A 27000-nucleotide genomic window follows, 5' to 3' on the forward strand; every position below is an offset into this window, starting at 1 on the left:
TCAGACCCTCTCGAAGACCGTCGCCACACCCTGGCCGAAGCCGATGCACATCGTGGCGACTCCGGTCGTGGCGTTCTTCGCCTTCATCAGGTGCAGGAGCGTCGCAGAGATGCGCGCGCCCGAGCAGCCGAGCGGGTGCCCGAGGGCGATCGCCCCGCCGTTGAGGTTCACCTTTTCGTCCGCGACGTCGAGGAGGCCGAGGTCCTTGATGACCGGGAGCGACTGCGCCGCGAAGGCCTCGTTCAGCTCCCAGAGGTCGACGTCGCCCGACTTCATGCCGATGCGCGCGAACGCCTTCTTCGTGGCGGGCACCGGCCCGTAGCCCATGATCGACGGGTCGCAGCCGGCGGCCGACATCGACCGGATCTTCGCCATCGGCTTCACGCCGAGCTCCCTGGCCTTCTCGGCCGACATCACGAGGAGCGCCGCGGCGCCGTCGGAGATGGCCGACGAGTTGCCGGCGGTGATCGTTCCGCTCTTCGGGTCGAAGGCAGGCTTGAGCTTGGCGAGCCCCTCGAGCGTCGTCTCGGGGCGGACGACCTCGTCGAAGTCGTAGAGCTTCAGCGCCCCGTCCTCGTCGTGCCCGTTCACGGGCACGATCTCTCCCGCGAACGCGCCGGTTCGCATCGCTTCGGAGGCCCGCATCTGGGAGCGGTAGGCGAAGGCGTCCTGCTGCTCGCGGGTGATGCCGTGAAGGCGTGCGAGGTACTCGGCGGTGAGGCCCATCGCGCCGGCGGCCTTCGCGTTGCGCTTCGAGTTGGACGGGTTGAAATCGACGCCGTGGGTCATCGGAACGTGCCCCATGTGCTCGACGCCGCCGACGACGAACAGGTCGCCATAGCCCGCCATGATCGCCATGGCGGCCGAGTGGAGGGCCGTCATCGACGACCCGCAGAGGCGGTTGATCGTCTGCGCGGGGACCTGCTTCGGGATCGGCGTCATGAGCTGGATGAAGCGGGCCACGTTGTAGGCCTGCTCGAGCGTCTGCTGGACGCATCCCCAGATCACGTCGTCCACCTCGGCGGGGTCCACCGCCGGGTTGCGCGCCAGGAGCGCGTTGACGAGGTCGGCCGACAGGTTCTCGGCACGGACGTTCCGGAAGATGCCGCCCTTCGAGCGGCCCATCGGGGTGCGGACGGCATCGACGATGACGACGTCTCTCATCTCATCACTCTCCGTGGAAGCCCTTGCCGGCGGCGGCAAGGTCTCTCAGCTGCTGCGTCGGGGCGTAGAGGGCGCCGAGCGCCGCGTTCTTCTCCGCGGCCGCGAGGAGCGCCGGGGTCCCGGTGGCGTCGGCCCAGCGGAAGACCCCGCCGCGGAACGGCGGGAAGCCGAGGCCGTAGACGAGGGCGATGTCGACCTCGGTCGGCGAGGCGACGATGCCGTCCTCCAGGCAGCGCGAGCACTCGAGGAGCATCGGCAGCAGCATCCGCTCGACGATCTGGGCGTCGGAGACCTCGGGCGACGCCGTCGCGTGCGCCTTCAGCAGCTCCTCGGCGACCGGGTCGACCGCCTTCTTCGGCGGCCCCTTCTTCTGCGGCTCCCAGACGTAGAAGCCCTTGCCGTTCTTCTGGCCGAAGCGCTGGGCGGCGAACATCTTCTCGATGGCGCTCTCCCCCTCGTGCGACATCCGGTCGGGGAAGGAGGCGGCCATCACCTTGTCGGCGTGGACGCCCGTGTCGATCCCGACGACGTCGAGGAGGAGCGCCGGCCCCATCGGCCAGCCCCACTTCTCCATCACCTTGTCGACGCGCTTGTAGTCGACGCCGTCCTTCAGGAGCAGCTCGAAGCCGGAGAAGTAGGGGAAGAGGACGCGGTTGACGAGGAAGCCGGCGCAGTCGCCGACGACGATCGGGGTCTTGCCCATCGCCTGCGCCCAGGCGACGGTCGTGGCGATCGCCTCGGGGCTCGACTTCGCGCCCCGGATCACCTCGACGAGGGGCATCCGCGGGACCGGGTTGAAGAAGTGCATCCCGCAGAAGTTCTCCGGAGCCTTCAGCGCCTCGGCGAGACGGGTGATCGAGATCGTCGAGGTGTTCGACGCGAGGATCGTACCCGGCTTCACGCTCGCCTCGAGCTCGGCGAGGACCGCTTTCTTGACCTTCTCGTTCTCGACGACCGCCTCGACGACGATGTCGACGGCGCCGAAGTCGCCGAAGGAGAGGGTCGGCGTGATGCCGGCCAGGACCTGCGCCATCTTTCCGGCGGTCATCTTCCCGCGGTCGACCTGCTTCTCGAGGAGCTTGGCCGCCTCGCCCATCCCGAGCTCGAGCGCCTTCGGCGCGATGTCCTTCATCAGGATCGGCGTCCCCTTCGACGCGGACTGGTAGGCGATGCCGCCCCCCATGATCCCCGCGCCGAGGACCGCCGCGCGCTGCACGGGTTTCGCGCCCTTCGACGCCTTCTTGCCGAACTTCTTGACGAGCTGGTCGCCGAGGAAGACCGAGACGAGGCCGTGGGCGGTGGGCGTCTTGGCAATTTTCGCGAAGGTCGCGGCCTCGATCTTCAGCGCCTCGTCGCGCCCGAGGCCGGCTCCCTTCTGCATCGCCTCGATCGCGGCGACGGGAGACGGGTAGTTCGGACCGGCCTTGCCGCCGACGAACGCCTTCGACCCTTCGAAGACCATTCCCGCCTCGATCTTGTTCAGCTGGAGCGGCGCCTTCTTCTCGTCGCGGCGCTTCTTCCAGTCGAGCTTGCCGTCGGCGGCGTCCTGGAGCATCCGGAGGGCGACCTCGCGGAGCTTCTCCGGCGCGCAGACGGCGTCGACCGCGCCGATCTTGAGGCCTTCCTCGGCCGGGTACTGCTCGCCCGTGGCGATCCACTCGATGGCGTTGTCGGCCCCGCACATCCGCGAGAGGCGGACCGTGCCGCCCCAGCCGGGGAAGATGCCGAGCTTCGTCTCGGGAACGCCCACCTTCGCCGCCGTCGAGGCGGCCCGGAAGTGGGCCGAGAGGGCCAGCTCGAAGCCGCCGCCGAGGCAGAAGCCGTTCAGCGCGACGACCGACGGACAGGGGAGGTCCTCGATGCCGTTGAAGACCGCGTCGGCCTCGAGGAGCCAGGCCGTCAGCTCCTCTTCGGTCCTCTTGAAGTGGCCGAGGAACTCGGTGACGTCGGCGCCGACGATGAAGACGTCCTTGCCGCTCGTCACGAGGAGCCCCTTCGGAGGCGCCTCCGTCAGCTTTTCGACGACCTCTTTCAGCTCACCCATCGTCAGGGCGTTGAACTTGTTGACGGAGTCGCCCTTCAGGTCGAACGTCAGCTCGACGAAGCCTCCGTCCAACGGCGCGGTCTGGATCGCCTGCCCTTCGTACTTCATCCGCCTCTGCTCCTTCTTCCGGGTGCGTCGGGAATCGGGTCCGGAACGGTCCGTGATCATATCCGCCGCGCCGCAGCAAGAGCACCGAAAAATGAGCCGCGCCTCATACCGGGAGGATGGGGTCTGGTCTACGTTCTACACTCTGCGGGTCCGTCTGCCCGGCGGGAGCTTCGCGCGGAACGGCCCGTCACGACGAAATCCTGAGCGTAGACTTCGAGGCAGCTCCTGATCTTCGAGAACCGGAAGGGGGATGGACATGTCCTTCGTTTCGTCCGAAGAGAAGACCCTCGCCTTCGTCGCCGCCATGCTCGGCGCCTCGCCCAAGGGTCCGCTGAAGGCGCGCGAACGCCGGCGCCCCGTCGTCACCGTGTCGCGCCAGACGGGCGCCGGAGGGAACGCCTTCGGCGAGGCTCTCTGCGAATGGCTCGAGAGAGCCCAGCCGAAGGGACGCGGGTCCTGGGTGGTCGTGGACAAGGAGCTCGTCGACAAGATCCTCGAGGACGAGGCTCTTCCCGATCGCCTCGCCTCCTGGTCGCCCGAGGACCACCTTTCCGGAGTCTCGTTCGTCATCGAGGAGCTCCTCGGCCTTCACCGCGCCTCGTCGCGTCCCATTCAGGAGACGACCGAGACGATCCTGAGGCTCGGCGAGATGGGGAACGTCGTCATCGTCGGCCGGGGCGCGAACGTCATTCTCGGCCACCGGCCGGAGGCGTTCCACGTGAGGCTCGTCGCGTCGCTGGAGAGCCGCATCACCAACATCGCCGAGCTGCGGGGCACGTCGAAGAAGGCGGCGCGGGCGTACGTCGAGGCGGAAGACAAGGCCCGCCGGAGCTTCATCCGCCGCACCTTCCAGGCGGACGTGAACGACCCTCTTCTCTACAACCTCGTCATCAACGTCGACCGGGTCCCGATCGACGAGGCGGCGCGCATCGTCGGAGAGGCCGTCCTCGCGCGGGCGTAGCGGGAAGGCGCCTCCAGGGCTTCACTCCCGGAGGTCAGAAGTGGCCGCACTTCGGGCAGAGGTCGGCGTAGAGCTCGTCGAGGCGCCCTTCGGCCTCGGGCCCGACGAAGCTGCAGCGGGGACAGCGGAACGAGAAGTAGCGGACGCGCCCCTCCCGGTTGCAGCGCGGGCAGTCGACCGTGCCGGTCCCCCGGCAGTATCCGCAGACGATCCACAGCTCCTCGTTACCCTGGAAGCGCATCCTCCCCAGGGACTTGCAGCGTATGCAGGCGCCCCCGAGGCCTGTTCCCTTGCATGTCGGGCACTTCGCGAGTCGTTCGCGGGCGAGCATGGCGACCTCCCCGGCCCCTCGAGGCTTCGGGCTGTATCCGGTGACGTGCTGGGCTGCCCAAAGTCTACGCCGGGAGCGGAAGCTCAGCGCTGGAAGGCGTAGGAGACCTTCAGGAAGAGCTGCCGGGCTCCCGGGGGAAGCCCGCCTTCCTCAGAGAGGGTCCGGGTGTCGCCGTAGCCGAGGAAGACGACGCTCTGCCAGTTCAGCCTGTAGGCGACGAGGGCCGACGCCGAGAAGGACCCCGACCTCTCCTCGACGGGCTCGGCGTAGAGCTCGGGGTTCGTGCGCGTCTCGACGTACTGCCCGATGACGCGCACGTAGCTCCTCGCGGTGAGGGTGTAGGTCGCCTTCAGCCGCTCGACGAAGGCCGTGAAGAGCCGCTTCGACCCGGTCTCTCCCTCGGGCTTCACGTTCATCCACTGGACCTCACCCACGAGGTCCAGCTCGAGGTGGTTGCCGGGCCGGACGACGACGCTCCCCGCCGTCCGGCCGCCGTGGCCCCGACGGGCGCCGACGAAATCGATCTCCTCACCGATCGATCCGTCGACGGAGATCCTCCCGAGCCAGCGGACCGGGGCCGTGCTGACGCTGTAGACGAGGCGCGTCCTCGGGAGCACCGTGTCCCCGGCGAGGACCTTGTCGCTCCGCACCTGGAAGACCGCGGAGCTGTTGTACTTCGCGTCGAGGCTGACGCCGGCCGAAACGACCTGGCTGAGGAGGTCTCCCTCGCGGTCGGCTATGTAGTCGCCGAAGGCAAAGGGCCTCACGCGCGAGAAGAAGCCCTTCGGACGGAACGTGTAGCCGCCCTGAACGAACCCCTCGCGGAAGCCCACCTGCGGCACGAACCCGAGGTCGGCCCGGAACCCGTCGGAGAAGTCCTTGTACTCCACTCCCCAGTCGACCGTCTCGGTCGAGTGCTCCCACCAGACGTCCGCCCCGTGGCCCGAGAGGGCCTGCCCGTTCCACTCCGCCGCGAGGTCGGGCCGATCCGGGGTGTCGCTCCGCGAGAAGAGGAGCTGCCCCGTGACCGTGTCGGACTCGCTCGGACTGAAGCGGAGGTCGGGGCCGATGACCCGGTTGCTGCCCCCGCCCTGGATCTCCTTGTCGGTGACGAGAAGGGAGACGAAGGACCGGCCCAGGTCGTGCCGGGCGCGGCCGATGAAATCGAGGGACGAGAAGTCCTGGTCCGCGAGGTCGGAGCCGCTCGGTCCCGGCAGGATCACGCTGCCGCCCCCCCTGTCGTACGCGACGAGGGCCGTCCAGCTCGTCGCGTCGAGCTTTCCCGTGCCGCGCAGGCCCCAGCGGGGCGAGGTGATCGACCGGGTGTAGACGGCCGTCACGGGCGTCGAGAGAAGGTCGACCCCCTCGAGGAAGAAGGGGCGCTTCTCGGGGTAGAAGAGCGCGAAGCGCTCGTTGACCCCGATCTTCGCGACGTCCGATTCGATCTGCGAGAAGTCGGGGTTGAGCGTGGCGTCGAGGGCGACCCCTGCCGAGGGGGTCCACTTCACGTCGAGGCCGGCGTCGAATTCCGCCGGCTTTCGCACGAGACCGCTCCCGTCCTCGCGCGGGACCGTCTCCTGCGAAGCAGTGACGTACGGCGCGGCCACGAGGTTCCCGCCGGGCGGCAGGCCGGAGAGACCGGTCAGGACGTTCTCGGAGCAGATGAAGCAGTTCCGGCCACGGGGGAGGCGCGCCGAGAACATCTGGTAGCGGAAGTCCCTGGGGCGGTTCCGGTAGACGAGGATTCCCCAGGTCTGAGGGTCCTTCTTCTCGTAGCGCAGGGACGAGAAGGGGATCCGGATCTCGAGGCTCCAGCCGGTAGGCGTCAGCCTCCCCGCCGCGTCCCAGAAGAAGTCGGGCGAGGAGGACTCGTTGCCGTCGTCGGTCACCGCGTCGTACTGAATGCCTCGCGGGTTGGCGAGGAAGAGGATCGCCGTCCGGCCGTCGTTGCGGGTGTCGAGGATGATCCCGCCGTAGTCCGTGTCGCCGCCCAGGACGTCGCGTTGCGAGAACGGGGCGCGGATCTTCTTCGGCTCCGGGTCGTCGCACTCGAGCGCCGCGTAGAGGAACCTGTCGTCGTACGTCAGGCGGGCGAGCGTCCGCACCTTCGGCGGGAGGTTGTCTCCCGGGTTCGTCTCGTAGAACGTCTCGACGAGCGTCGCCCCGGACCAGCCGTCGTCCCCGAGGTCGCCGTCGACCGCGATGGGACCCGAAGCTCTCGAGATCCGGATCTCGGCCCCCCTCAGCTCGTCGGCGGAGGAGGGCCGACAAAGCGCCGGGCTGGCCGTGACGGCCAACCCGGCGAGGAGGAGGAGGGAACCTCGGGCTGTCACCCGCTCACTGATACGAACGGGCGGGTCCCGGGTTTCGCTCCTCCTTCCGGTGCTCCTACTCCGGCCGCTTCGGCTCCTCGGCGAGCTTCCGCGCCTTCAGGCGGTCGCCCCCGTCCTTCGCGATCGCCCGGTACCACTCCTCGCGGTAGCGCGGGTGCGTGACGTTGCCCTGCGTGTCGCGGACGTTGCCGTCCATGTACTTCCAGAGGAGGAACTCGCCGAGCTTCTTCCAGCGGGCGAAGGCCATGTCCCCCGCGGCCACGGAGTACTTCGTCAGGTAGTCGCGGGCCGCGGCCGGCGAGGCGGCGTGGAGGCGCACGGCCTCCTTCTCGACCTCGGGCTGCTCGGCGAGGAAGCGCCCCTCGAGCTCGCCCTGCACCGTGCGGACGTCCTGGATCATGTCGCTGTAGCGCGAGTAGGCCCAGTTCGAGACGAAGTTGAAGACCCAGAACGCCGAGTCCCAGGAGAAGGCCGAGAAGTCGGCCGTCCCGACGGCGAAGCTCTTCGGCACCTCGCGGATGCCGCAGTACATCGGCGTGTAGACCGTGGAGTAGGTGTCGTCGAGGCCGAACCAGAGGACGCCGCCGACCGGGTTCGGGAGGAACGACCGGAGCTGCGCGACGAACGAGTAGCCGGTCTGCTGCGTGGAGATCGCCCGCTCGTGGACGTAGTCGACGTCGTCCACCTTGAAGCCCATCGGGCGCCAGCGGTACGGCAGGACGAACGGCCCGGCGCCGATGTCCTTCGTCATGTCGAGCTCGGTCCCCTCGAAGTGGTCCCGCATCAGCTCCATGACGTCCTTCGTCGACAGCTTCCTGTCCGGCTTGATCGCCCAGGGCATCGGCTTGGCGCCCGGAACGGCGAGGATCCAGTCGGAGGAGAGGTTCAGCGACGGCGCCGCGCGGCGGAAGACGCTCCAGACGCGCCCGTCACAGCTCCGGAGGGTGCTCGCCCGGAGCGGGGCGTACGCGTCGGCGAACGAGAACTCCTCGTCCTTCCCCGAAAACCACCCCTTCTCGCGCGCGAAGGAGATCACGTCCTTCGAGTAGAGGACGTTCTTCGGGTCGTTCAGGGAGAACTGCCGGATGCGGGGCTGGTTCGCGTGGGCCGAGATCATCCCGTCGGGGACCTTGACGGCGACCCAGACCGCCCCCTTCTGCTTCTCGCCCTTCCCGATGATCTCGAGGACCCAGGCCTCGTTCGGGTCGGCGATCGAGATCGACTCGCCCGACGAGGCGTAGCCGAACTCGTCGACGAGCTTCGTCATGACGTCGATCGCCTCGCGCGCCGTCTTCCCGCGCTCGAGGCCGAGCCACATGAGCGAGCCGTAGTCGATGATCCCGGCCGGCCCGGCGAGCTCCTTCCGCCCGCCGAACGTCGTCTCGCCGATCGAGACCTGGTGCTCGTTGATGTTCCCGACGACCTGGTACGTCACGGACACCTGCGGGATCCGGCCGAGCGTCTTGCCGGTGTCCCACTCGACGATCTCGCGCATCGCGCCGAAGGTGTGGACCCCCGCCGGCGTGAAGTAGAGCTCGCCGTACAGCTCGTGGCTGTCGGCGGCGTAGGTGATCATCGTCGAGCCGTCGGCCGAGGCCCCCTTCGTCACGAGGATGTTCGTGCAGGCGAGGGCGTCGGGCGTGACGAGGGCGAAGGTCGTCGCGAGGGCGAGGAGGGCAGCGGGCTTTCTCATGAGGGGTTCGCGGCTCCTTGACGGGGCCGCCCTGCCCGCGTGCGCCGCGGGGAGCCGCCCCGACCGGGGATCCTACCGGAGGAACGGGTCCGGCGCGCGCCGCGAGAGGGCTCCGACTTCGACAGGAGGTGCCGGGCGTCGCTCGCAGCCGCGCGGCCGGGTCGTGGGAGCAGTCCCGGCCCCGCTCGCTCCCGGGCCCTTGCGCGAATACGATGGCGGTGCCGTGAACCGAGCCCCCTTTCACATCGGTACGCTTCTCGCAGCCCTGGTCCTCGCGGGACCCGCGGCGGCGGTCGAGCTGCCGAAGTTCGGGGTCATCTCCAGGCCCAGGGGTTTTTCGTCGATACGCGTCGTGGCGGCGCCGGGCCTCTCCGTCTTCCTCGACGACGCGCCGGCCGGGACCACCGATGCGCTCCGGCAGGGTCTCGTCATCGAGGACCTGCCCGCGGGGACCTACACGCTGCGCGTGGAGAAGCCGGGCTTCGAGCCGAAGCTGGTGAAGGTCACGGTGGCCGAGGGCGACACGAAGGACGTCCGCATTCTCGGCCTGAAACCGAAGGCGACGCCGACTCCGTTTCCGCCCGGCTGGACGCCTCCCCCGGGCGCGACCCCCGCGCCGACGCCGGTCCCGGTCCGCGCCGTGATCCTCGACCGGAAGAACGTGCCCGGAGGGACCCTCGTCACCGGCGTCGCGTCGGGCGCCACGGACGTCCTCCCCCTCATCGACGGGCTGAAGTCCGAGTGCGCCTGCACGCCCGCGCTCGAGGAGATGAAGAAACGCAAGGACGGGCTGTACGAGTTCCGGGTGATGCTGCCGAGGCCGCTGCCGAAGCCGTGACGACCGGACCCGGGCCGACGGCTCCGATCCCCGCCTCTTCGGTCGCCGCCGCCCTCGCTTCCGGGAATCTTTCCGGGAGCGGGAACGTTGAAGCAAGATTGCACTGACCCCGCGCGACGGGGGAAGGAGCCGCGTGCCTCACGAAGTCGGCCTCATCACGACGCTCGCCGCGGGCTTCGGCCTCGCGCTCGTCTTCGGCCTGATCGCGTCGAAGCTGAAGGTGCCGGCGATCGTCGGATACCTCGTTGCGGGCATGGTCATCGGGCCGGCCACGCCCGGCTTCGTTGCCGACATGGGGCTCGCGAGCCAGCTCGCCGAGATCGGCGTGATGCTCCTGATGTTCGGCGTCGGGCTGCACCTGTCGATGGGGGAGCTCCTCTCCGTCAAGAAGATCGCGGTTCCCGGCGCAATCGTCCAGATCGCGCTCGCGACGCTCCTCGGGATGGGCGCCGCGAAGCTCTGGGGATGGAGCACCGGCGCGGCGCTCGTCTTCGGCTTCTCGCTCGCGACGGCGAGCACGGTCGTCCTCCTCCGGGCCCTCGAGAGCCGGGGGATCCTCGAGTCTCAGGACGGGCGGATCGCGATCGGCTGGCTCGTCGTCGAGGACCTCGCCTGCGTCCTCGCCCTCGTCCTCCTCCCGCCGCTCGCGACCCTCCTCGGCGGAAACGCCTCCGCCGGCGCAGCGGCCGGAGGGAGCCTCCTGGCGGCGGTCGCGATCACGCTCGGCAAGGTCGCCCTCTTCGTCGTCCTGATGCTCGTCGTCGGCAAAAGGGTCTTCCCGCGGATCCTCTTCTGGGTGGCACGGACGGGTTCGCGGGAGCTCTTCACGCTCTGCGTCCTGGCGACGGCCATCGGCGTCGCCTACGGCTCGGCGATGCTGTTCGACGTCTCGTTCGCGCTCGGGGCGTTCTTCGCCGGAATGATGATGCGCGAGTCGGAGTTCGCGCACCGCGCGGCCGAGGAGTCTCTCCCCCTGCGCGACGCCTTCTCGGTCCTCTTCTTCGTCTCGGTCGGAATGCTCTTCGACCCGCGGGTCCTCGTCGAGCAGCCCGTGAAGGTGCTGATGGTCGTCGCGATCATCATGCTCGGGAAGACGATCGGCGCCGTGGGGCTCGTCCTGGCGATGCGCTACCCGCTCCACACCGCGCTGACGGTCGGCGCGGCGCTCGCGCAGATCGGCGAGTTCGCCTTCATCATCGCGGTCCTCGGCCGCGACCTCGGCCTCCTCCCCGCCGCGGGGCACAGCCTCATCCTCGTCGGCTCGATCATCTCGATCGGCCTCAATCCGGTCGTCTTCTCCACGGTGGGGCCGCTGACGGAGTGGCTCAAGCGGAAGTCGGCCCTTGCGCGGCACCTGGCCGCTCTGGAGCACGAGACGGCCGCGCTCCCGGCGACCGTCGACGAGTCGCGGCTCGCGGGCCAGGTCGTCCTCGTCGGGTACGGCCGCGTCGGCCGGCGCATCGCCGAAGCGCTCGCCGAGAGGAATGTCCCGTTCGTCGTCGCCGAGATGAGCCGGGAAGCCGTCGCCGCGCTCCGCGAGAAGGGCGTTCCCGCCGTTTCCGGCGACGCGTCGGACCCGGCCGTCCTCGTCCAGGCCCACATCGCCAATGCCGCGATGCTCGTCGTCGCGACACCAGACCCGGCGAAAGTCCGGAAGATGGTCGAGACGGCCCGGCTCCTGAACCCGTCGATCGAGATCGTCCTGCGCACGCACACGGAGGAGGAGGCCGACCTCCTGCGCGAGGAGAAGGCGGGGACGGTCTTCATGGGCGAGCACGAGCTCGCCCTCGCGATGGCGGGGCACGTCCTCGCGCGGATGGACCACCCCGCCGCCGGCTGAAGCCCGTCCGGCGTCGGGGAGGCTACCCCGAAAAAGAGGATCGGCGCCCGCCGACCACCTGGTCGGACGGGCGCCGGCTGCGTTCTGCCGAAGGCCCGGGCGGCCCGCGACCGCTACCTCAGACGCCACGCTCCCGCGAGAGCAAGCGCCGCCGCGAGCGCCAGGAGACCGAGGGTGGAAAGCGACGGGATCGACTCCGCCGCGATGGCGAAAGCCGTTGCATCGCCGCTCGTGGCCGTTCCCGGGTCGTCGGTCACGGTCGCGGACTCGTTCGTGCCGTTCCCGTCCGCGTCGAACGCGATCGACCCCTGGTTGCTCACGACGAGGCCCGGGTCGACGGATGAGATCGTCGCCTGGATCGTGATCGTGACCGAGCCGCCCGAGGGGATCGAGCCGTTCCAGGTCACGGTGTTGCCCGCAGCGCCCGCGGTCCCGCTGCTGGCCCCGACGGCCCCGACGACGAGGGGCGCGGGCACGACGTCGGTGAACTCGTCGCCCGGGTTGTCGAGCTGCGACCCGCCACCGGAGTTCGTCAGGACGATCGTGTAGACGACGCCTCCTCCCGGGACGAACGCCCCGGAGACTGTTTTCGTGCCGGTCACGAGGGCGGGAGCGCTGACCTGCGTGACGTCGGTCGCCTCGACGGGCGTCCCGCCGTCGTCGACCGAGGCGGTGTTGGAAAGGACGCCGACGAACGCCGCGGAGATCGTTCCCTGCACGGTGTAGGTGACGGACCCGCCCGCGGGAAGCGAGACGGCGTCGGCGAGGTTCCCCGCCCCGGCCGCCGTGCAGGTCGCCCCCCCGGCCGCGATGCAGGTCCAGATGGCACCCGAGAACGCCGCCGGGAACGTGTCGTTGACCGTCGCTGCCGGCGCGGGGCCCGGCCCGGCGTTCGACGCGACGATGGTGTAAGTGGTGGCCTGCCCCGCGACCGCCGCGGCGAGGCCGTCGGTCTTCGTGATCGCGAGCGTCGGCAGGGCCAGGCAGGCGGTGACGGTGACGTCGTCGATGGCCAGCCCCGCGAGCTGCACGGTCGTGTCGCTCGTGAGGCGGAAACTCAGCTCGGTGTTCAGCCCCGCCAGGTCGTCCGCTCTCGCCGAGAAGAGCCCCCAGCCCGCCGCCTCCTGGGTGGTCGTGGAGGGGTTTCCGACCGTGTTCGTCATCGTGGCGCCGAGCCAGTCGAAGAACCGGATCGCGTTCGCGGGAGCGCCGACCTCGCGCATCTCGACGAGCATCGTGTCGAACGTGGCGCTCTCCATCTGGTACTTCTGGGCCCACGTCACGACGACCGGTCCCGAAAGCCCCGTCAGGTCGATCGGCGCCGAGAGGAGCTCCTGGTCGCTCGAGGCGTTGTAGCCGCTGTCGAGGTCGGTCTTGAAACAGTTCGCGCCGCTGTTGCAGCCCGTCACGGGGGCGAACGTCGGGAGGCCGATCTCCCACTCGTCCAGCGTCCCGGAGTGCGTGAAGCCGGCCGCCCCCGATTCGAAGTCGGTCGCGTACACGGTCGTCGGGGCGTAGCCGGCCGCGCACGTCGCCGCGGGGGGCGGCTCGCAGACCCGGATGCTCCAGCCGGTCAGCGTGCCGCCGTCTCCCGCCGCGTCGTCGCGGAGCGTGAGCGTCCACGTTCCGCCCGCCGGCTGGCCGTCGAACCACGACAGGCGATAGGCGAGCTCCGGGGCGAACGTGAGGCCCTGGACGATCGTGTACAAGCCGATGGGAGCGCCCGCTTCGTCGTCGAGCGTGACGTCCATCGTCGTCTGGACTCCGGCCACGGCCGACCCGATGTCCGTGAAGAGACCCACGGTGTTGCCGCCGGGGGCCGTCAGCTCGGCGTCGAGGTCCGCCATGAAGTCGTGCGTCAACTGGATCGAGACGTCGAGATCGGCGATCCGGGGGTTGCCCGGGATGTTGAGCGTCGACGTGATGATCCCGGGCCCCGTCGGAATGACGGACGGCACGTCCGTCGAGGTGTACGTCGTGCAGGCGACCCCTTCGTCCACGGCGGGGAAGACCGTCACGCTCAGGTGATACGTCCCGAAGGTCGTCCCTCCCGCGGGAACGCCGACGAAGACCGAATAGTTGCCGGCGGCGCTGACCGTCATGAAGTACGCCTCGGAGTCGGGGGTCAGGGTCCCGGCGTCGTTCACGACGAGGATCGAGGCGCCCGCGCCGAACGGACCGAGCCCGAGCTGGGCGTTCCACTCCGTCGTGTCCCGCTCCGGGTCGAGGTCGAGCGAGAGGAAGACGGTGTCCCCTGCGTTCAGGGCGACGGAGTAGAGGTCGACGTCGGTCGTCGCGCTGGTGGAACCGCTCACCCACCCGCCCGCGGGTAGCCCCTGTCCCGGCAGGGTGTCGTTGGGCTCGATTTCCGCCGTCGGGGCGCCGGTCCGCAGCTGGAAATAGAGGCGGTAGGGGCGCAGCTGGCTCGTGCCGACGTTGTGCCTCACCCGGAGGTAGTAGCTCCCGGCCGAGGGAATCGTGAAGCCCGCGATCGAGGAGGACGTCGCGCCGAAGCTGCCGTCGTCGTTGTCCGTCTCCAGGACGGTCGTCCCGTCGGTGGCGAGCAGGTCGAGGACCGAGTCGACCGACGCGTTCGCGCTGAGCGAGGTCATCGTGGCGGCATAGACCCGGTCTCCCGCCCCGGCGGCGAAAACGTAGAAGTCGACGTCGCCGTTGGGGAAGACGTTCCCTTCGAGGACGGCGCTCGATCCGCCGAGGAGAGTGGCCGTGACGGCCGTTCCGTTCGGCTCGACCTCACGACCCAGCCCCTGACCGCGCCTCACGGAACCGACCCTGGAGACCCGCGGTTCCCTCGACCCCGTCATCGGAACGCTCGTGCCCGCTTTCTCAGGGGCGTCGTCCTGCGGAGCGATCTCGACGACGGGCAGGCCGCCCGCGACCTGCGCCCGAACGGTGCCGGCGGAAACGCCGAGCGAAAGGGCGAGGATAGAGGGGACGATCCAGGTCTGGCGCATGGGGTTTCCTCTCGGGCGCCGGTCCGGCGCCCACTCGGCAGTCTCGAGGCTCGTTGAAGTCGCCGCAGCCTATCTTCGACCTGCACTCGTGACAAGTTCGAGGAGGCCACGGGAGCCTCTCGTCTCGGTGCGGTTCGCCTGTCGGCCCGGCCGTACCGTGGGGACCCGCCCAGACGCTTCGCTACACTTCCGGCCATGCCACGCCTCCGCCTCCTGACCGCCGGCGAATCGCACGGGCCGCTCCTGACGGCGATCCTCGAGGGGCTCCCTGCGGGCCTGCGGCTCGACCTCGCCGCAATCGACGCCGACCTCGCACGGCGCCAGCACGGGTACGGCCGCGGCGGGCGGATGAAGCTCGAGCGGGACCGGGTGCGGTTCACCGGGGGGCTGCGCGGCGGGGAGACGCTCGGCTCTCCGCTCGCGATGACGGTCGAGAACCTCGACCACGGCGTCTGGGAGAAGGTGATGGGGCCGGTCGAGGTCGACCCGGAGGCCGCGGCGAAGCGGCGGCTCTCCTCGCCGCGCCCCGGGCACGCGGACCTGCCGGGCGGGCTCAAGTACGGCCGCCACGACCTGCGCGACGTCCTCGAACGGGCGAGCGCGAGAGAGACGGCCGCGCGCGTGGCGGCGGGCGCCGTCTGCCGGCAGCTCCTCGGCGCGTTCGGCATCGAGGTGAAGAGCGGCGTCCTGTCGGTCGGCCCGGTCGCGAGCGAGGAGCCGCGCGAGGGATGGTCGTTCGCGAGCCTGGCGGCGGTGCGCGAGGACTCACCTTTCCGCGCCGTCGACGCGAGCCTCGAGCCGAAGATGACGCAGGCGGTCGACGCCGCCGCGAAGGCGGGCGACACGCTCGGCGGGACGATCCTCGTCGCGGCGCGCGGCGTGCCGCCCGGCCTCGGGTCGCACGTCTCGTGGGACCGCAAGCTCGACGGGATCGTCGGCCAGGCGATGCTCTCGATCCCCTCGGTCAAGGCCGTCTCGATCGGCTCGGGCGTCTCGAACGCGTTCGCTCCGGGTTCCCTGGCGCACGACCCGATCGCCTACTCCGAGGAGCGCGGCTTTCACCGGACGCAGAACCGTGCCGGAGGCCTCGAGGGCGGGATCACGAACGGCGAGGACGTCCTCGTGGTCCTCTTCCAGAAGCCGATCGCCACGCTGCGCGAGGGGCTGCCGTCGGTCGACCTCGACACGAAGGAGCCGCACCGGGCGCAGTACGAGCGCTCCGACGTGACCGCCGTCCCCGCCTGCGGCGTCATCGCCGAGGCGATGCTCGCGCTCGTCCTCGCGGGGGCGCTCCTGGAGAAGACCGGCGGAGACGCGATGGAAGAGGTCCGGCGGAACCTCGAGGGCTTCCTCGCGGCCCAGCGGAGGTTCTGAGCGCGATGGACTTCTCCCGCGAATCCCTCGACCGCGAGTTCCCCTCGCGCCTCTCGACGATCCAGATGAACCACGCGGCGGTGTCGCCGCTTCCGACGCGCGCCGTGGCGGCTCTCGCCGAGTACGCGCAACTGCTCTCGACCCGCGGGCCGCTCGCCTTCTCCGAAATGGCAGCCCGGATCACCGCGCTCCGCGAAACCGCGGCGAGGCTCCTCGGCGTGACGAAGGAGCTCGGAGGCGCCGGGTCGATCGCGATCGTCCCGAACACGACGTTCGGACTCTCCCTCGTCGCGCAGGGGCTCGACTGGCGGCCGGGCGACGTCGTCGTGACGACGGAGTCGGAGTTTCCGGCGAACCTGACGCCGTGGCTCGACCTGGCGCGTCACGGAGTCGAGGTCCGGCGGATTCCGACCCGGGACGGGGCGTTCACGGCAGAGGAGGTCTTCGCGGCCTGCGATCCGCGCACGCGCCTCGTCTCGCTCTCCCTCGTCGCGTACCACACCGGATTCGTCGCGCCGGCCGCAGAGATCGGCGCGTTCTGCCGCGGGAACGGGATCGTCTTCGGCCTCGACGCGATCCAGGCGGTCGGGGCGGTCCCCGTCGACGTCGCCGCGCTCGGGCCCGACTACCTCTCTGCCGACGGGCACAAGTGGATGCTCGGGCCCGAAGGGTGCGGGCTCTTCTTCACGACCCCGTCGCTGCGCACGCGCTTGCGCCCTCCGTCGGGCTGGCTGAACCTGAAGCGGACCAGCCCGGCGCAGTACGACGTCGGCGACCGGCCCGAGTACGTCGAAGACGCGACGAAGTTCGAGATCGGCGCGCCGCCAACCCCGGGCGTCTACGCCCTCCACGCCTCGATCGGTCTCCTCCTCGAAGCCGGGACCGGGGTGATCGGGGAGAGGATCCGCGCGGTGCTCGCCGTCCTGGAGGAGGGGCTGCCGCGCCTCGGCTGGGAGCCGGTCCTCCACGCTCAGGCGATACGCTCGGGCATTCTCTCGGCCCGCCCGCCCGCCGGCACGGACCCGCGCCGGGCCATGCGCCACCTCGAGTCGAACGGGGTCGCCTGCTCGGCCCGCGCCGGCTTCCTCCGGCTCTCGCCGCACGTCGGGAACGAACCGGAAGAGGCCGTGAGAGTCCTGGACCTCCTCGCGCGGCTCTGATCGCGGCGCCTCCTCAGCGGAAAGCCGCCGGCAGCTCGGCGTCGCGCGGGGGCTCCGGCGGGCTCCTCACTTCCGGCGCCGTGATCCACTCCGCGTCGAGGACGTGGAGGCGCGGGTCGACGGGACGCCAGCTCTTCCCGTCGTGCTTCCAGACGCCGTAGTGGAGCTGGGACGTCGGCGAGAAGCGGTTCGGACCGATGGCGCCCAGCACTTCTCCGCGCCGCACGGTCTGGCCGCGTTTCACCCGGACGCTCCCGAGGTAGCCGAAGAGCGTCCGGGTCCGCTCGTCGTGCGCGAGGACGACGACGGTGCCGAACGTCCTCCACGCGGCGCCCGCGCTCCCCGGCACGCGCCCGGTGAAGACGACGCGCCCGCCGGCCGGGGCGAAGACGGGCGTACCGGCGAACGCCGCGAGCGCGAGGCCGGCGTGGAACTCGGGGCGGTGGGTCAGGGGCGAGATGCGCGGGCCGAAAGCGGAGAGCGGAACGGCGGACGAGGGTTCGACCGGCGAGCGCGAGGGAATGCGTGCCGGATCGGACGTCTCCGCCGAGGCGATCCTCCTCCGGAACGTCTCCATCGCGCGGAGCCTCCGGCCCAGCCGGTGCACCTCCACCTCGAGATCGGTCGCCGTGGCGCCCTCGCTCGGGCGCTCCTGCTCCGGAAACGTCCCGGGCAGAGGCAGGGAGAGGACGGCGGCCACGCGGGCCAGGAAGAGCTCGTCGGCCGCGACCCTCTTCTCGAGCCGCTCGAAGCGGAGCCGGACGGAATCGAGCGCGAGGAGCCCCCGCTGCGCCCTCACGTGCAGCGCGAGCCGCTCGGCCGACCGGACGACGTACGTGACGAGGTCGGGCGCACCGAAGAGACCGATCGCGACCAGCGTCCCCGCGAGGACGAGGAGGGCCGCGGCGACGCGTCCGCCCCGTTCGTCGAGCTTCCAGGCGCGGGGCCTGCGCCTCGGATCGCGCGAGTGGAAGCGGATCTCCGTCACGGGCCGACGACGGGAAGGCCGGTTTCGATTCCGAGCCGCCGTCCGTCCGTGCGCGAGAGCGGCAGGAACGTCCGCTCGGGGACGAGTCGGAGGACGCCGGGGCCCTCGACCGCGAGCCGGAGCGCCTTCCAGCCGCCGTGCGGCAGCTCCACGGCGCCACGCATCGCGTCGTTCCAGTAGACGGTCACCGTCACGCTCTCGGAGTCGGGGCGGGCGTTCTTCACGGGAAGGTCGAGAAACGACCGCCGGCCGCCGGGAGCATCGATCCGGAAGGCCGCCGCCTCGGCCGTCCACCGAAACGGCCGGCCGTCCGGCTCACGCTCCACCGCCCAGAGGCCGGCAGTCGGCCCGTGCGCGAACGCGGAGGCGGTGCCCCACGTCTCGACGCACCTCGCGAGCGCTCCGCCCACGAGGAGAACGGAGGCGCCCGCGACGAGGACGGGCAGGACGTGTCCGAGAACGCGGACGGAGCGTCCTTCCGGCGGCGCGGGCAGGCGCGCGGTGAGGAGTCCGACGAGCGCGCCGATCTCGGCGTAGACGAGGTGGGACCCGAACAGGAAGATCACGAGCATCCCGACGATGGCGGCCGCCGCCCCGGCCGCGCGAAGCGATTCCTCCGTCCTCTCCGCACCGAACGAGAGCGCCCCGCCGAGCGCCGAAGCGAGCCCGGCGAGAAGAAGGGCGAAGACGGCCGCTCCGGCGAGACCCGTCTCCGCGAGGACGCCGAGGTAGAGCGACGGAGGGTGGTCGGTGAACGCCACCGTCTTGCCGAGGAGATCGAAGGCGGCGTCGGGAAATTCGGTGCGGAAGGAACCGAGGCCGCGGCCCGTGACCGGATGCTCTCTGGCGAGGGCGAGGGCCCCTTCGTAGAGAAGGAGCCTCTCGGGTTCGGCAAGGGAGGGCGCTTCCTGTCGTCCGAACGACTCCGAGAGCCTGGCGAGGAGGGCGCTCCGGCTCCCCTTTCCCGTCGGCCACGCGAGGGCGGCCCCGAACGCGAGGGCGACGAGGATCGAGAGCGTCCCCGCCGACAGGGCCACCCTGCGGCGCACGCCCGGCCTCTGCCCCGCGAGCGCCCGCGTGACGGCCCAGAGGACGAGGACGAGGGCCGACACGAGGGCCCCGATGAAACCGCCCCTCGAGCCCGCGTCGGCGAGAAGGACGAGGAGTCCTGCGACCCCGGCGCCCGCCACGAGCCTGAGGCCCCACGGGCCCGACGCCGCCCGCGCCAGGCACGGCGCGAGCAGGAGCGCGGCCGCGACGCCGGCCGCCGACGGGTCGGTGAACGTCGACTGCGCGCGCCCCCACTCCTCCCAGTGCGGGGCCCTCAGGTGCGGGACGAGGCCGAGCTTCTGGAGGATCGCGGCCCCTCCCGCGACGACCGCGACGGTGACGAGGGTGGCGTCGAGGAGGCGCGCCCCGCGGACCTCCCTCCCCGCGCGGACGGCGAGCGCGTGGAAGCCCGCGGTCAGGAAGAGGGCCGCCAGGACCGCGACCGTCCCCGCCAGGGCCTGCTCCGCGTCGAGGCCGAGGCGATTGACGACCCGGGGAGGGGGAACGTCGCGCAGCAGGAGGTAGGCCGTCCGGGCGCCGACCCAGGCCGAAAGGGCCGACAGGGCGGAGGTGGCCGCGACGGCCCGCCAGAGCGGCGTCAGGCCGTGGGCGGGCCGCGGGCGCTCGAGGTCGTAGATCGCACGCAGAGCCGCGCCCGCGAGGTACGCCGCGAGCGGCACCGGCGCGACGACGGCGGGGTTCCCGAGGCCGAAGGCGAGGGACGACACGCCGGAGACGGCCAGGACGAGACCCGCCAGGGGCAGCGACCGCAAGGGCGCCACAACGGCCGCCGCAAAGACGAGTCCGGCCGCTGCCCAGACGACGGTGCGCAGGAGGGTGTGAGCCGGCAGGAGGATGACGGAGCAGCCGACGGAAAGTGCGATCCAGCCGGCGAAGGCGGCGACTCCGGCGAGGGGATGTGGGCGGTTCACGGCGCCGCCCGTTCGACCGGCGCAAGCGGGGGTCGGGCGAGTTGCAGGGCCAGGACCCGCCGGTCCCCGCCCTTCTCCCGGCCCGGGCAGAAGCTCCGGCTCGCATCGAGCCCGAGGAGCCCGCGAGCACCGCTGCCGTCCACGTTCTTGCCCGGCCGGAAGGGTCCGCGCTTCACCACGACATCGTGCCACGACCGATCCGCCAGCGAGACCTTCAGAGCGGGGCCGCCGTCCAGCTGCACGGACACGAGGACGGGGTGCCGTCCGAGGTCCGCGAGCATCCCTCGGATACGGACGCGAACGGCCTCTCCCCCGGGGACGGCGACCGGGACCAGGGCCCTCGGACCAACCCAGAAGTAGCGCTCCTCGCCTCCGCGCGCGCCCCATTCGGCGTACCCGAACCGCCCTCTCTGGGCGCCAGGGGCGAGCAGCAGCAGAAGGCTCCCCCACAGGAGCAGGACCGTCCAGGGCAGGTACCGGCGGGCGGCCCCCGCGAAGCCCGCTGGACCGGGGAGCGGCCGGCCCGCCGGGAGCAGGGCTGCCGCTCCCCAGAACAGGAACTGCAGCTCGGGGAGCAGCCACGGGTGGGATACGAAACCCGTCAGCGAGAAGGCGAGCAGGCCGGGAGCCAGGGCGGCCTCGGGCGACGAGAAGGCGGCTCCTGCCGCGAGCAGACGGCCGGCGACGAGGACCAGGGGGACGAACGGCAACAGGACGAGGAGCCCTCCGGGAAGGCCGTTCTCGGCCAGCGCCTGGAGGAAATAGTTGTGGAGGTTCTCGACCCGGACCGGGAAGGACGGGTCACGGAACTCCTCGAACCGGGCCGGAGCCCGTCCGGGACCGACACCGGCGAACGGGTGGGACGCGATCATGCGGGCCCCCGCGCGCCAGAAACCGACGCGCCCCGCCTGGACGGCGTCGAGGGATGCACCGGGATCGACGAGGGTCGACGCGCGCCTGCGCAGGAGCTGTCCGACGTCTCCCGGCCACGCCGCGATCGCAGCGACCGAGACCACAAACGCGAGGCCCGCGCCGAGGACCAGCCTCCGCGCCTCACTGCCGTCGTCCCTCCGGCGGGACCAGAGCGCTCCGGCGAGTGCCGCTCCCGCCGCCGCAAGCGTCGCGAGCCAGGCGCCCCGCGATCCGGAGAGGATGAGGCCCGCGAGCAACAGGGTGATGCCGGCTCCGAGGACCAGGCGGGCCGCCCCGTGCGCCTTCCGCGCCAGGGCGAACGCGGGAAAGAGCCCGAGGGCCATTGCCGCCCCGGTCGCGTTGTAATCGGGCAGGGTCGCGGGGACCCGCAGCCCGAACGAGTGCGCCTCGTAGTGGGCCGGGCCCCAGAGCTTGAGCCCCGTAGAGGCCTCAAGGACCGCGTAGGCGCCCACGAGGGCCAGCCCTCCGACGATGCAGGTCACGAGCGTCCGGCTTCCCCGCTGGGCCGAGGCCCGGCGAAACAGGACGAATCCGAGCAGCCCGGCGGCGTGGACGAGAGCCGCTCGCAGCGGCACCGCTGCGTGGTCGACCCCCGGGGAAAAGAAAGACCGCGCCAGCTCCTCCACGGCGGCCGGCGTCTCCGCGAGAGCCAGGGCCGACAGAGTCGCCGCCGCGGCTCCCGTTGCCATCGCGGCTGCCGAGATGGCCAGAGCGCCCTTCATGGGGGACGGGAGGGTCTCCTCGTGCCGCAGGAGCGCCGCGCCCGCCACCAGGAGGAGGAGCAGCTCGGCCGGCGCGACCCACGGCCCTGCGAGGAGGTTCCCGGTGATCGGCAGGAGCGCCACGACGACCGCCGCGAAGAGAGTGGCGAGGTTCGGGCGCGCGAGGGCGGCCAGGAGGAAGAGGCCGGAGGCGAAAAGGAGCGGTCCCGCGGTCCGCTGCCAGGGGGCGCCGATCGCCACGAAGGCGAGCGCCGCCAGCGCCGCCCCGAGCGCCCAGCGGGCCGGACGGGCGCCCGGCGCGAAGAAGCGCCCGAGGCGCTCGCCCACTACCGCTCCGCCTCCTGCAGCGCCGAAACCGCGATCGGGCCTCCGGACCGGGCTCGGATCGCCTCGAGGGCCGCCGAGGCGGCGGTCAGCGTCGTCAGGCACGGGATGTCTCGCTCCAGGGCGTCCCTGCGGATCGCCACCTCGTCGAAGAAGGAGTCCTTCCCGAGGGGAGTGTTCACGACGAGCTGGATCTCCCCGTTGATCATCCGGTCGACGACGTTCGGGCGCCCCTCGTTCACCTTGAGGACCGGCATCGCGTCGAGTCCGGCGGAGCTCAGGAAGGCGGCCGTGCCCGAGGTCGCGTAGATGCGGAAGCCGAGGGAGGCGAGCTCGCGGGCGATCGGGAGGAGGGCCTCCTTGTCGCCGTCGTGGACCGAGCAGAAGACCGTGCCCGACTCCGGCAGGCGGATCCCCGCGCCGGCGGTCGCCTTCAGGAACGCCAGCCCGAAGCTCCGGTCCCGCCCCATCGCCTCGCCCGTCGAGCGCATCTCGGGACCCAGGATCGTGTCGACCCCCTCGAAGCGCCGGAACGGAAAGACGGGCGCCTTGATGGAGACGCCGAGAACGGGCGGCTCCTTCGTCAGCCCCACCTCCTCGAGCGTCTCGCCGAGGCAGAGACGCGCCGCGATCCGCGCGAGCGGGACACCCGTCGCCTTCGCGACGAACGGAACGGTGCGGGACGCGCGAGGGTTCACCTCGAGGACGTAGAGCTTCCCCTCGCGGATCGCGAACTGGACGTTCATCAGCCCGACGACGCCGAGCGCCTCGCCCAGCTTCCGCGTCGCCGCGCGGATCTCCCCGAGCGCCTCGCGCGGCACGCGCCGGTAGGGAGGCATGACGGCGTACGAGTCGCCCGAGTGGATGCCGGCCTCCTCGATGTGCTGCATGACCCCGGCGATGACGACACCCTTACCGTCGCCGACGGCGTCGACGTCGAGCTCGAAGGCGTCTTCGAGAAAGCGGTCGAGGAGGACGGGCCGACCGGGGAACGCCTCGAGCGCCTCCGCCAGGACACCGCGCAGCGCCGCCTCGTCGTAGACGATCCGCATCGCGCGGCCACCGAGGACGTAGCTGGGCCGGACGAGGAGCGGGAAGCCGAGCTTCACCCCCTCGACCATCCCTTCGCCGACGTCGCGGGCCGTCGCCCACGGCGGCGCGGCGAGGCCGGTCTCGGCGAGGAGCTCGCCGAAGCGCTCGCGGTCCTCGGCCCGGTCGATGGCGTCGGGAGACGTGCCGAGAATCCGCACGCCCGCCTCCTGGAGCGGGTGCGCGAGCTTGAGCGGCGTCTGCCCTCCGAACTGGACGAGGACCCCGTAGGGCTTCTCCTTGTCGATCACCGCCATCACGTCCTCGAGCGTCAGCGGCTCGAAATACAGGCGGTCGGACGTGTCGTAGTCGGTCGAGACGGTCTCGGGGTTGCAGTTCACCATGACCGACTCGCAGCCGGCCTCCGAGATCGCCCGGGCCGCGTGGACGCAGCAGTAGTCGAACTCGAGCCCCTGTCCGATCCGGTTCGGCCCCGAGCCGAGGACGATGACCTTCTTCCGGTCCGTCGGCGCCGCCTCGCACTCGCTCTCGTAGCAGGAGTAGAGGTACGGGGTCGATGATTCGAACTCCGCGGCGCAGGTGTCGACGCGCGAGAAGACGGGGGCGACGCTGGCGGCGAGTCGGTGCGCGCGCGCCTCGCGGACCGACGTCCCGGTCAGACGGCCGAGGTCCTCGTCGGAGAGGCCCATACGCTTGGCCCGGCGAAGGAGGGCCGGCGAAGGCAGCGTACCGGCGTCCCCGGCCCTGGCTTCGTCCGTGATCCGCGCCTCGAGGGCGACGACTTCCCCGAATCGATCGAGGAACCAGGGGTCGATGCCCGTCACCTCGTTCACGGACTCGACCGTGGCCCCCGCTCGCAGGGCGTCGAGGACGGCGTAGATCCGGTCGGGGCGCGGCACGCGCAGCGTCTCGGCTCGCGGCATCGCCGCGGGACCTGGCGCGGTCCAGCCGCCGCGCCCCGTCTCGAGGGACCGCAGCGCCTTGCCGAACGCCTCGGCGAAGGTCCGCCCGAGCGCCATGACCTCCCCCACCGACTTCATCTGGACGCCGAGGACGTCGGAAGCACCGGGGAACTTCTCGAACGCGAAGCGCGGGATCTTGACGACGACGTAGTCGAGCGACGGCTCGAAGCAGGCCGGCGTCTTCTTCGTGATGTCGTTCGTCAGCTCGTCGAGCCTGTAGCCGACGGCCAGGAGGGCGGCGATCTTCGCGATCGGGAACCCGGTCGCCTTCGAGGCCAGGGCCGACGAGCGCGAGACCCTCGGGTTCATCTCGATGACGATCCGCCGCCCCGTCTTCGGGTTCACGGCGAACTGGATGTTCGAGCCGCCCGTCGCCACGCCGACCGTCCGGATGACGGTCTTGGCGTCGTCGCGCATCGCCTGGTATTCGACGTCGGTGAGCGTCATCTGTGGCGCCACGGTGATCGAGTCGCCCGTGTGGACCCCCATCGGGTCGACGTTCTCGATGGAGCAGACGACGACGCAGGTGTCCGACGCGTCGCGCATCAGCTCCAGCTCGAACTCCTTCCACCCGAGGACCGACTCCTCCACCAGGACCTCGTGGACGGGCGAGAGGAGGAGGCCGCGCTTGACGATCGCCTCGAAGTCGTCGGCGTTGTAGGCGATCCCGCCGCCGGTCCCGCCGAGGGTGTAGGAGGGGCGGACGATGACCGGGAAGCCGAACGGGTGCGCGATCTCGCGGGCCTCGTCGACCGTCCGGGCCATGCCGGAGCGCAGAACGTCGACCCCCGCCTTCTGCATCGCCTCCTTGAAGAGGAGGCGGTCCTCCCCCAGCTCGACGGAGTGCGCCGAGGCGCCGAGGAGCTCCACGCCGTAGCGCGCGAGGACCCCGTTCTTGTCGAGGGCGACGGCGAGGTTCAGGGCCGTCTGCCCGCCGACCGTCGGGAGGAGGGCTTCGGGACGCTCCTTCGCGATCACCCGCTCGACGGTCGCGACGTCGAGCGGCTCGATGTAGGTCGCGTCGGCGAACTCGGGGTCCGTCATGATGGTTGCGGGATTGGAGTTGACGAGGACGACCCGGTACCCCTCCTGGCGCAGGACACGGCAGGCCTGGGTCCCCGAGTAGTCGAACTCGCACGCCTGACCGATGATGATCGGCCCCGAACCGAGGACCAGGATCGACTTCAGATCAGCTCTTTTCGGCACGCGCCGGAGTCTACGGGAACCGCCCGAGGGCGCCTTCCAGCCGTCCGGCCCCCCCGGTTCGCGAAAGGCGAAGGAAAGGCTTGACTCGGCGGCTCCCGATTCCCGATCATTTCGCCCCGGAATCCCCCTGCGCGAGCAGCCCCGGCACGTCCCGCTTCCCGGAGGTCCATGAAGCTCCCCGAGGGTCTCAGCTTCGACCACGTCCCCGAGCTCCAGACTCTCTGGGCAGAGCTGTCGGAGCTGCGCCTCGTCCTTGCCGGACTCCCCGTCCTCGTGAGCGCCGTGGACAGGGACGGGCTGTTCGCCTTCTGGAACCGGGAGTGCGAACGGGTCACGGGCTACACATCCCAGGAAGTCGTCGGAAACGCGAACGTGTTCGACCTGCTCTATCCCGACCCGCTCCAGCGGGCGCGGATGAGCGAGCTGAGGCGCAACGCCGGGCGGGGCTTCCGAAACGTCGAGACCGAGCTGACGACGAAGTACGGATCGGTGAAGACCGTCTCCTGGTCGAGCCTTTCCATGACCTATCCGGTCGACGGCTGGGACGCATGGGCCGTCGGCGTCGACAGGACGGACGCGAAGCAGAACGAGGAGGTCCTCGCCCTCCTGGCCGAGGTGAACAGCCGGCTCCTCCAGCGGGAGCCTCTCGACTCCATCCACTCCTTCATCTGCCTCCGCGTCGCCGGCATCTTCCGTTTCGCCCTCGTCTCCATCGGCCAGCGTCAGAACGACGGGACCGTCCGGATGAGCGGTATCGCCGGGCCGAACGCGCCGGGGGCGACGGCGCACGAGATCCGCTGGGACGTCCCTTCCCCCGAGGGCGGAATCACCGGAGCGGCGATCCGCACCGGGCTCGTCCAGCGCGTCGAGGCCGAACGAGACTCTTCCTTCGGAGTCGCCTGGAGGAACCGCGACGCGGGCCGGAGGATCGGCGCCTCCATCGCACTGCCGCTCACCGCCCGCGGCGCCGTCCTCGGCGCCCTGACGGTCCACGCCCGCCGTCCCGACGCGTTCGACGCCAGGACGGTCGACCTCCTGCGCCGCCTGACGCAGCAGGTGTCGCTCTCCCTCGACCACGCGGCCGGCCTGACCGAGATCGAGCTCCAGTCGCTCGCCCTCGACGGCGTGCAGCACTCGGTCGTCATCACCTCGCGCGACGGGACGATCGAGTGGGTGAATCCGGCCTTCACCGCGCTGACCGGCTTCTCGAGGGAGGAAGCGCTCGGCAGGACCCCGGCCATCCAGACGTCGGGGCTCCACCCCCGCTCCTACTTCGAGGAGCTCTGGACGTCGATCCTCGCCGGCCGGACCTGGGAAGGCGAGGTGACGAACCGCAGAAAGGACGGCACGGTCTACGTCGAGGACCAGACGATCACCCCGGTCCGGGACGGGAAGGGAGAGATCGCCCACTTCGTCGCGGTCAAGCGGGACGTCACCGAACGGAAGCGGTACGAGGAGTCGATCGTCCACCTCTCGCGGCACGACCCCCTCACCGACCTTCCGAACCGCCGCGTCGTCGAGGAGAACCTCCTCCGGCTCGTCGCCCGGGCCGAACGCGGGCTTCCGTCGTCCGTCCTCCTGATCGACCTCGACAACTTCAAGGAGGTCAACGACCGGGTCGGCCACGGGGCGGGGGACGAGGTCCTGCGCTCCTTCGCTCGGCTCTTCCTCGACGCGGTCCGGCCGGGCGACCTCGTCGGGCGGATCGGCGGAGACGAGTTCGTCGTCCTGCTCGAGGGGACCGGCGCCGAGGAGGCCAGGATCGCGGCCGAGAGGATCTGCGCGAGGGCGGCGGCCGTTTCCCTGCCGGAGCAGTACGACGGTCCGCCGATCGGCGCGAGCATCGGCGTCGCGATCGTGGCGGGGCACCACGAGCCCGCCTCCGTCCTCGCCACGGCCGACGCCGCGCTCTACGACGCGAAGGCCGAGGGGAAGGGGCGCGTCGTGGTGCGCGACAAGCCTGCCCCTCCCCGAAGCGGCACCTGGCGGAAGCTGGAGTAGGGCCCGGAGGG

16 protein-coding genes are annotated in these 27000 nt (G+C 71.0%); 6 read left to right on the forward strand and 10 right to left on the reverse strand.

Annotated elements, in window-relative coordinates:
- Nucleotides 1-1164: an acetyl-CoA C-acyltransferase FadA gene (gene fadA, locus IPN03_15350; GenBank protein ID MBK9375054.1), complete on the reverse strand. Its 1164-nt coding sequence runs from the start codon at nt 1162-1164 to the stop codon at nt 1-3.
- Between the two features lie 4 nt (nt 1165-1168).
- Nucleotides 1169-3316 (reverse strand): fatty acid oxidation complex subunit alpha FadB, encoded by a 2148-nt coding sequence (gene fadB, locus IPN03_15355; GenBank protein ID MBK9375055.1) that lies wholly within the window; start codon nt 3314-3316, stop codon nt 1169-1171.
- Between the two features lie 256 nt (nt 3317-3572).
- Between fadB and IPN03_15360 the strand changes: the two genes are divergently transcribed.
- A complete protein-coding gene (locus IPN03_15360) occupies nt 3573-4277 on the forward strand; it encodes a cytidylate kinase-like family protein (GenBank protein ID MBK9375056.1) in 705 nt (234 codons plus the stop codon).
- A 34-nt stretch (nt 4278-4311) separates the two neighbouring features.
- Here IPN03_15360 and IPN03_15365 read toward each other — a convergent pair whose 3' ends face one another.
- The 3 genes from IPN03_15365 to IPN03_15375 form a co-directional block, all read right to left on the reverse strand.
- Entirely contained in the window at nt 4312-4518 is a 207-nt protein-coding gene (locus IPN03_15365) for a hypothetical protein (protein ID MBK9375057.1), read from the reverse strand.
- Nucleotides 4519-4691: 173 nt separating this feature from the next.
- A complete protein-coding gene (locus IPN03_15370; GenBank protein MBK9375058.1) occupies nt 4692-6941 on the reverse strand; it encodes a carbohydrate binding family 9 domain-containing protein in 2250 nt (749 codons plus the stop codon).
- Nucleotides 6942-6996: 55 nt separating this feature from the next.
- Nucleotides 6997-8634, reverse strand: coding sequence for a C69 family dipeptidase (locus tag IPN03_15375; GenBank protein ID MBK9375059.1), 1638 nt, complete (start codon nt 8632-8634; stop codon nt 6997-6999).
- A gap of 223 nt (nt 8635-8857) precedes the next feature.
- Here IPN03_15375 and IPN03_15380 point away from each other — a divergent pair, with 223 nt between their 5' ends.
- A complete protein-coding gene (locus IPN03_15380) occupies nt 8858-9472 on the forward strand; it encodes a PEGA domain-containing protein (protein MBK9375060.1) in 615 nt (204 codons plus the stop codon).
- A 133-nt stretch (nt 9473-9605) separates the two neighbouring features.
- Nucleotides 9606-11312, forward strand: a complete 1707-nt coding sequence (locus tag IPN03_15385) for a Kef family K(+) transporter (protein MBK9375061.1) — start codon at nt 9606-9608, stop codon at nt 11310-11312.
- Nucleotides 11313-11425: 113 nt separating this feature from the next.
- Here IPN03_15385 and IPN03_15390 read toward each other — a convergent pair whose 3' ends face one another.
- On the reverse strand, nt 11426-14287 hold the full coding sequence (locus IPN03_15390; protein ID MBK9375062.1) for a DUF11 domain-containing protein: 2862 nt from the start codon (nt 14285-14287) through the stop codon (nt 11426-11428).
- A 195-nt stretch (nt 14288-14482) separates the two neighbouring features.
- Here IPN03_15390 and aroC point away from each other — a divergent pair, with 195 nt between their 5' ends.
- Nucleotides 14483-15661 (forward strand): chorismate synthase, encoded by a 1179-nt coding sequence (gene aroC, locus IPN03_15395; GenBank protein MBK9375063.1) that lies wholly within the window; start codon nt 14483-14485, stop codon nt 15659-15661.
- Nucleotides 15662-15666: 5 nt separating this feature from the next.
- Nucleotides 15667-16821 carry an aminotransferase class V-fold PLP-dependent enzyme gene (locus tag IPN03_15400; GenBank protein ID MBK9375064.1) on the forward strand — a complete coding sequence of 385 codons (1155 nt, stop codon included), beginning with the start codon at nt 15667-15669 and terminating at the stop codon, nt 16819-16821.
- Nucleotides 16822-16834: 13 nt separating this feature from the next.
- Here the strand turns inward: IPN03_15400 and IPN03_15405 are convergent, their stop codons facing one another.
- The 4 genes from IPN03_15405 to carB are packed head-to-tail and all read right to left on the reverse strand — an operon-like array spanning nt 16835 to nt 24988.
- A complete protein-coding gene (locus IPN03_15405) occupies nt 16835-17809 on the reverse strand; it encodes a M23 family metallopeptidase (protein MBK9375065.1) in 975 nt (324 codons plus the stop codon).
- Entirely contained in the window at nt 17806-19791 is a 1986-nt protein-coding gene (locus IPN03_15410) for an O-antigen ligase family protein (protein ID MBK9375066.1), read from the reverse strand. Before IPN03_15410 ends, IPN03_15405 begins: the two co-directional genes overlap by 4 nt.
- Nucleotides 19788-21773, reverse strand: coding sequence for an O-antigen ligase family protein (locus IPN03_15415; protein MBK9375067.1), 1986 nt, complete (start codon nt 21771-21773; stop codon nt 19788-19790). The genes IPN03_15410 and IPN03_15415 overlap by 4 nt, the downstream gene beginning before the upstream one ends.
- Nucleotides 21773-24988, reverse strand: a complete 3216-nt coding sequence (gene carB / locus IPN03_15420; protein ID MBK9375068.1) for a carbamoyl-phosphate synthase large subunit — start codon at nt 24986-24988, stop codon at nt 21773-21775. The genes IPN03_15415 and carB overlap by 1 nt, the downstream gene beginning before the upstream one ends.
- Before the next feature lie 168 nt (nt 24989-25156).
- Between carB and IPN03_15425 the strand changes: the two genes are divergently transcribed.
- A complete protein-coding gene (locus IPN03_15425) occupies nt 25157-26989 on the forward strand; it encodes a diguanylate cyclase (GenBank protein ID MBK9375069.1) in 1833 nt (610 codons plus the stop codon).
- Nucleotides 26990-27000 lie beyond the last annotated feature (11 nt).

The organism is Holophagales bacterium (genome assembly GCA_016719485.1).
GTDB lineage: Bacteria > Acidobacteriota > Thermoanaerobaculia > UBA5066 > UBA5066 > UBA5066.

Bases quoted from the DNA above. Each gene is read 5' to 3' on its own strand.
- IPN03_15425 (MBK9375069.1), top strand. From the start codon at position 25,157: ATGAAGCTCCCCGAGGGTCTCAGCTTCGACCACGTCCCCGAGCTCCAG.
- IPN03_15375 (MBK9375059.1), bottom strand. From the start codon at position 8,634: ATGAGAAAGCCCGCTGCCCTCCTCGCCCTCGCGACGACCTTCGCCCTC.
- IPN03_15365 (MBK9375057.1), bottom strand. From the start codon at position 4,518: ATGCGCTTCCAGGGTAACGAGGAGCTGTGGATCGTCTGCGGATACTGC.
- fadA (MBK9375054.1), bottom strand. From the start codon at position 1,164: ATGAGAGACGTCGTCATCGTCGATGCCGTCCGCACCCCGATGGGCCGC.
- IPN03_15390 (MBK9375062.1), bottom strand. From the start codon at position 14,287: ATGCGCCAGACCTGGATCGTCCCCTCTATCCTCGCCCTTTCGCTCGGC.
- IPN03_15400 (MBK9375064.1), top strand. From the start codon at position 15,667: ATGGACTTCTCCCGCGAATCCCTCGACCGCGAGTTCCCCTCGCGCCTC.
- IPN03_15360 (MBK9375056.1), top strand. From the start codon at position 3,573: ATGTCCTTCGTTTCGTCCGAAGAGAAGACCCTCGCCTTCGTCGCCGCC.
- fadB (MBK9375055.1), bottom strand. From the start codon at position 3,316: ATGAAGTACGAAGGGCAGGCGATCCAGACCGCGCCGTTGGACGGAGGC.
- aroC (MBK9375063.1), top strand. From the start codon at position 14,483: ATGCCACGCCTCCGCCTCCTGACCGCCGGCGAATCGCACGGGCCGCTC.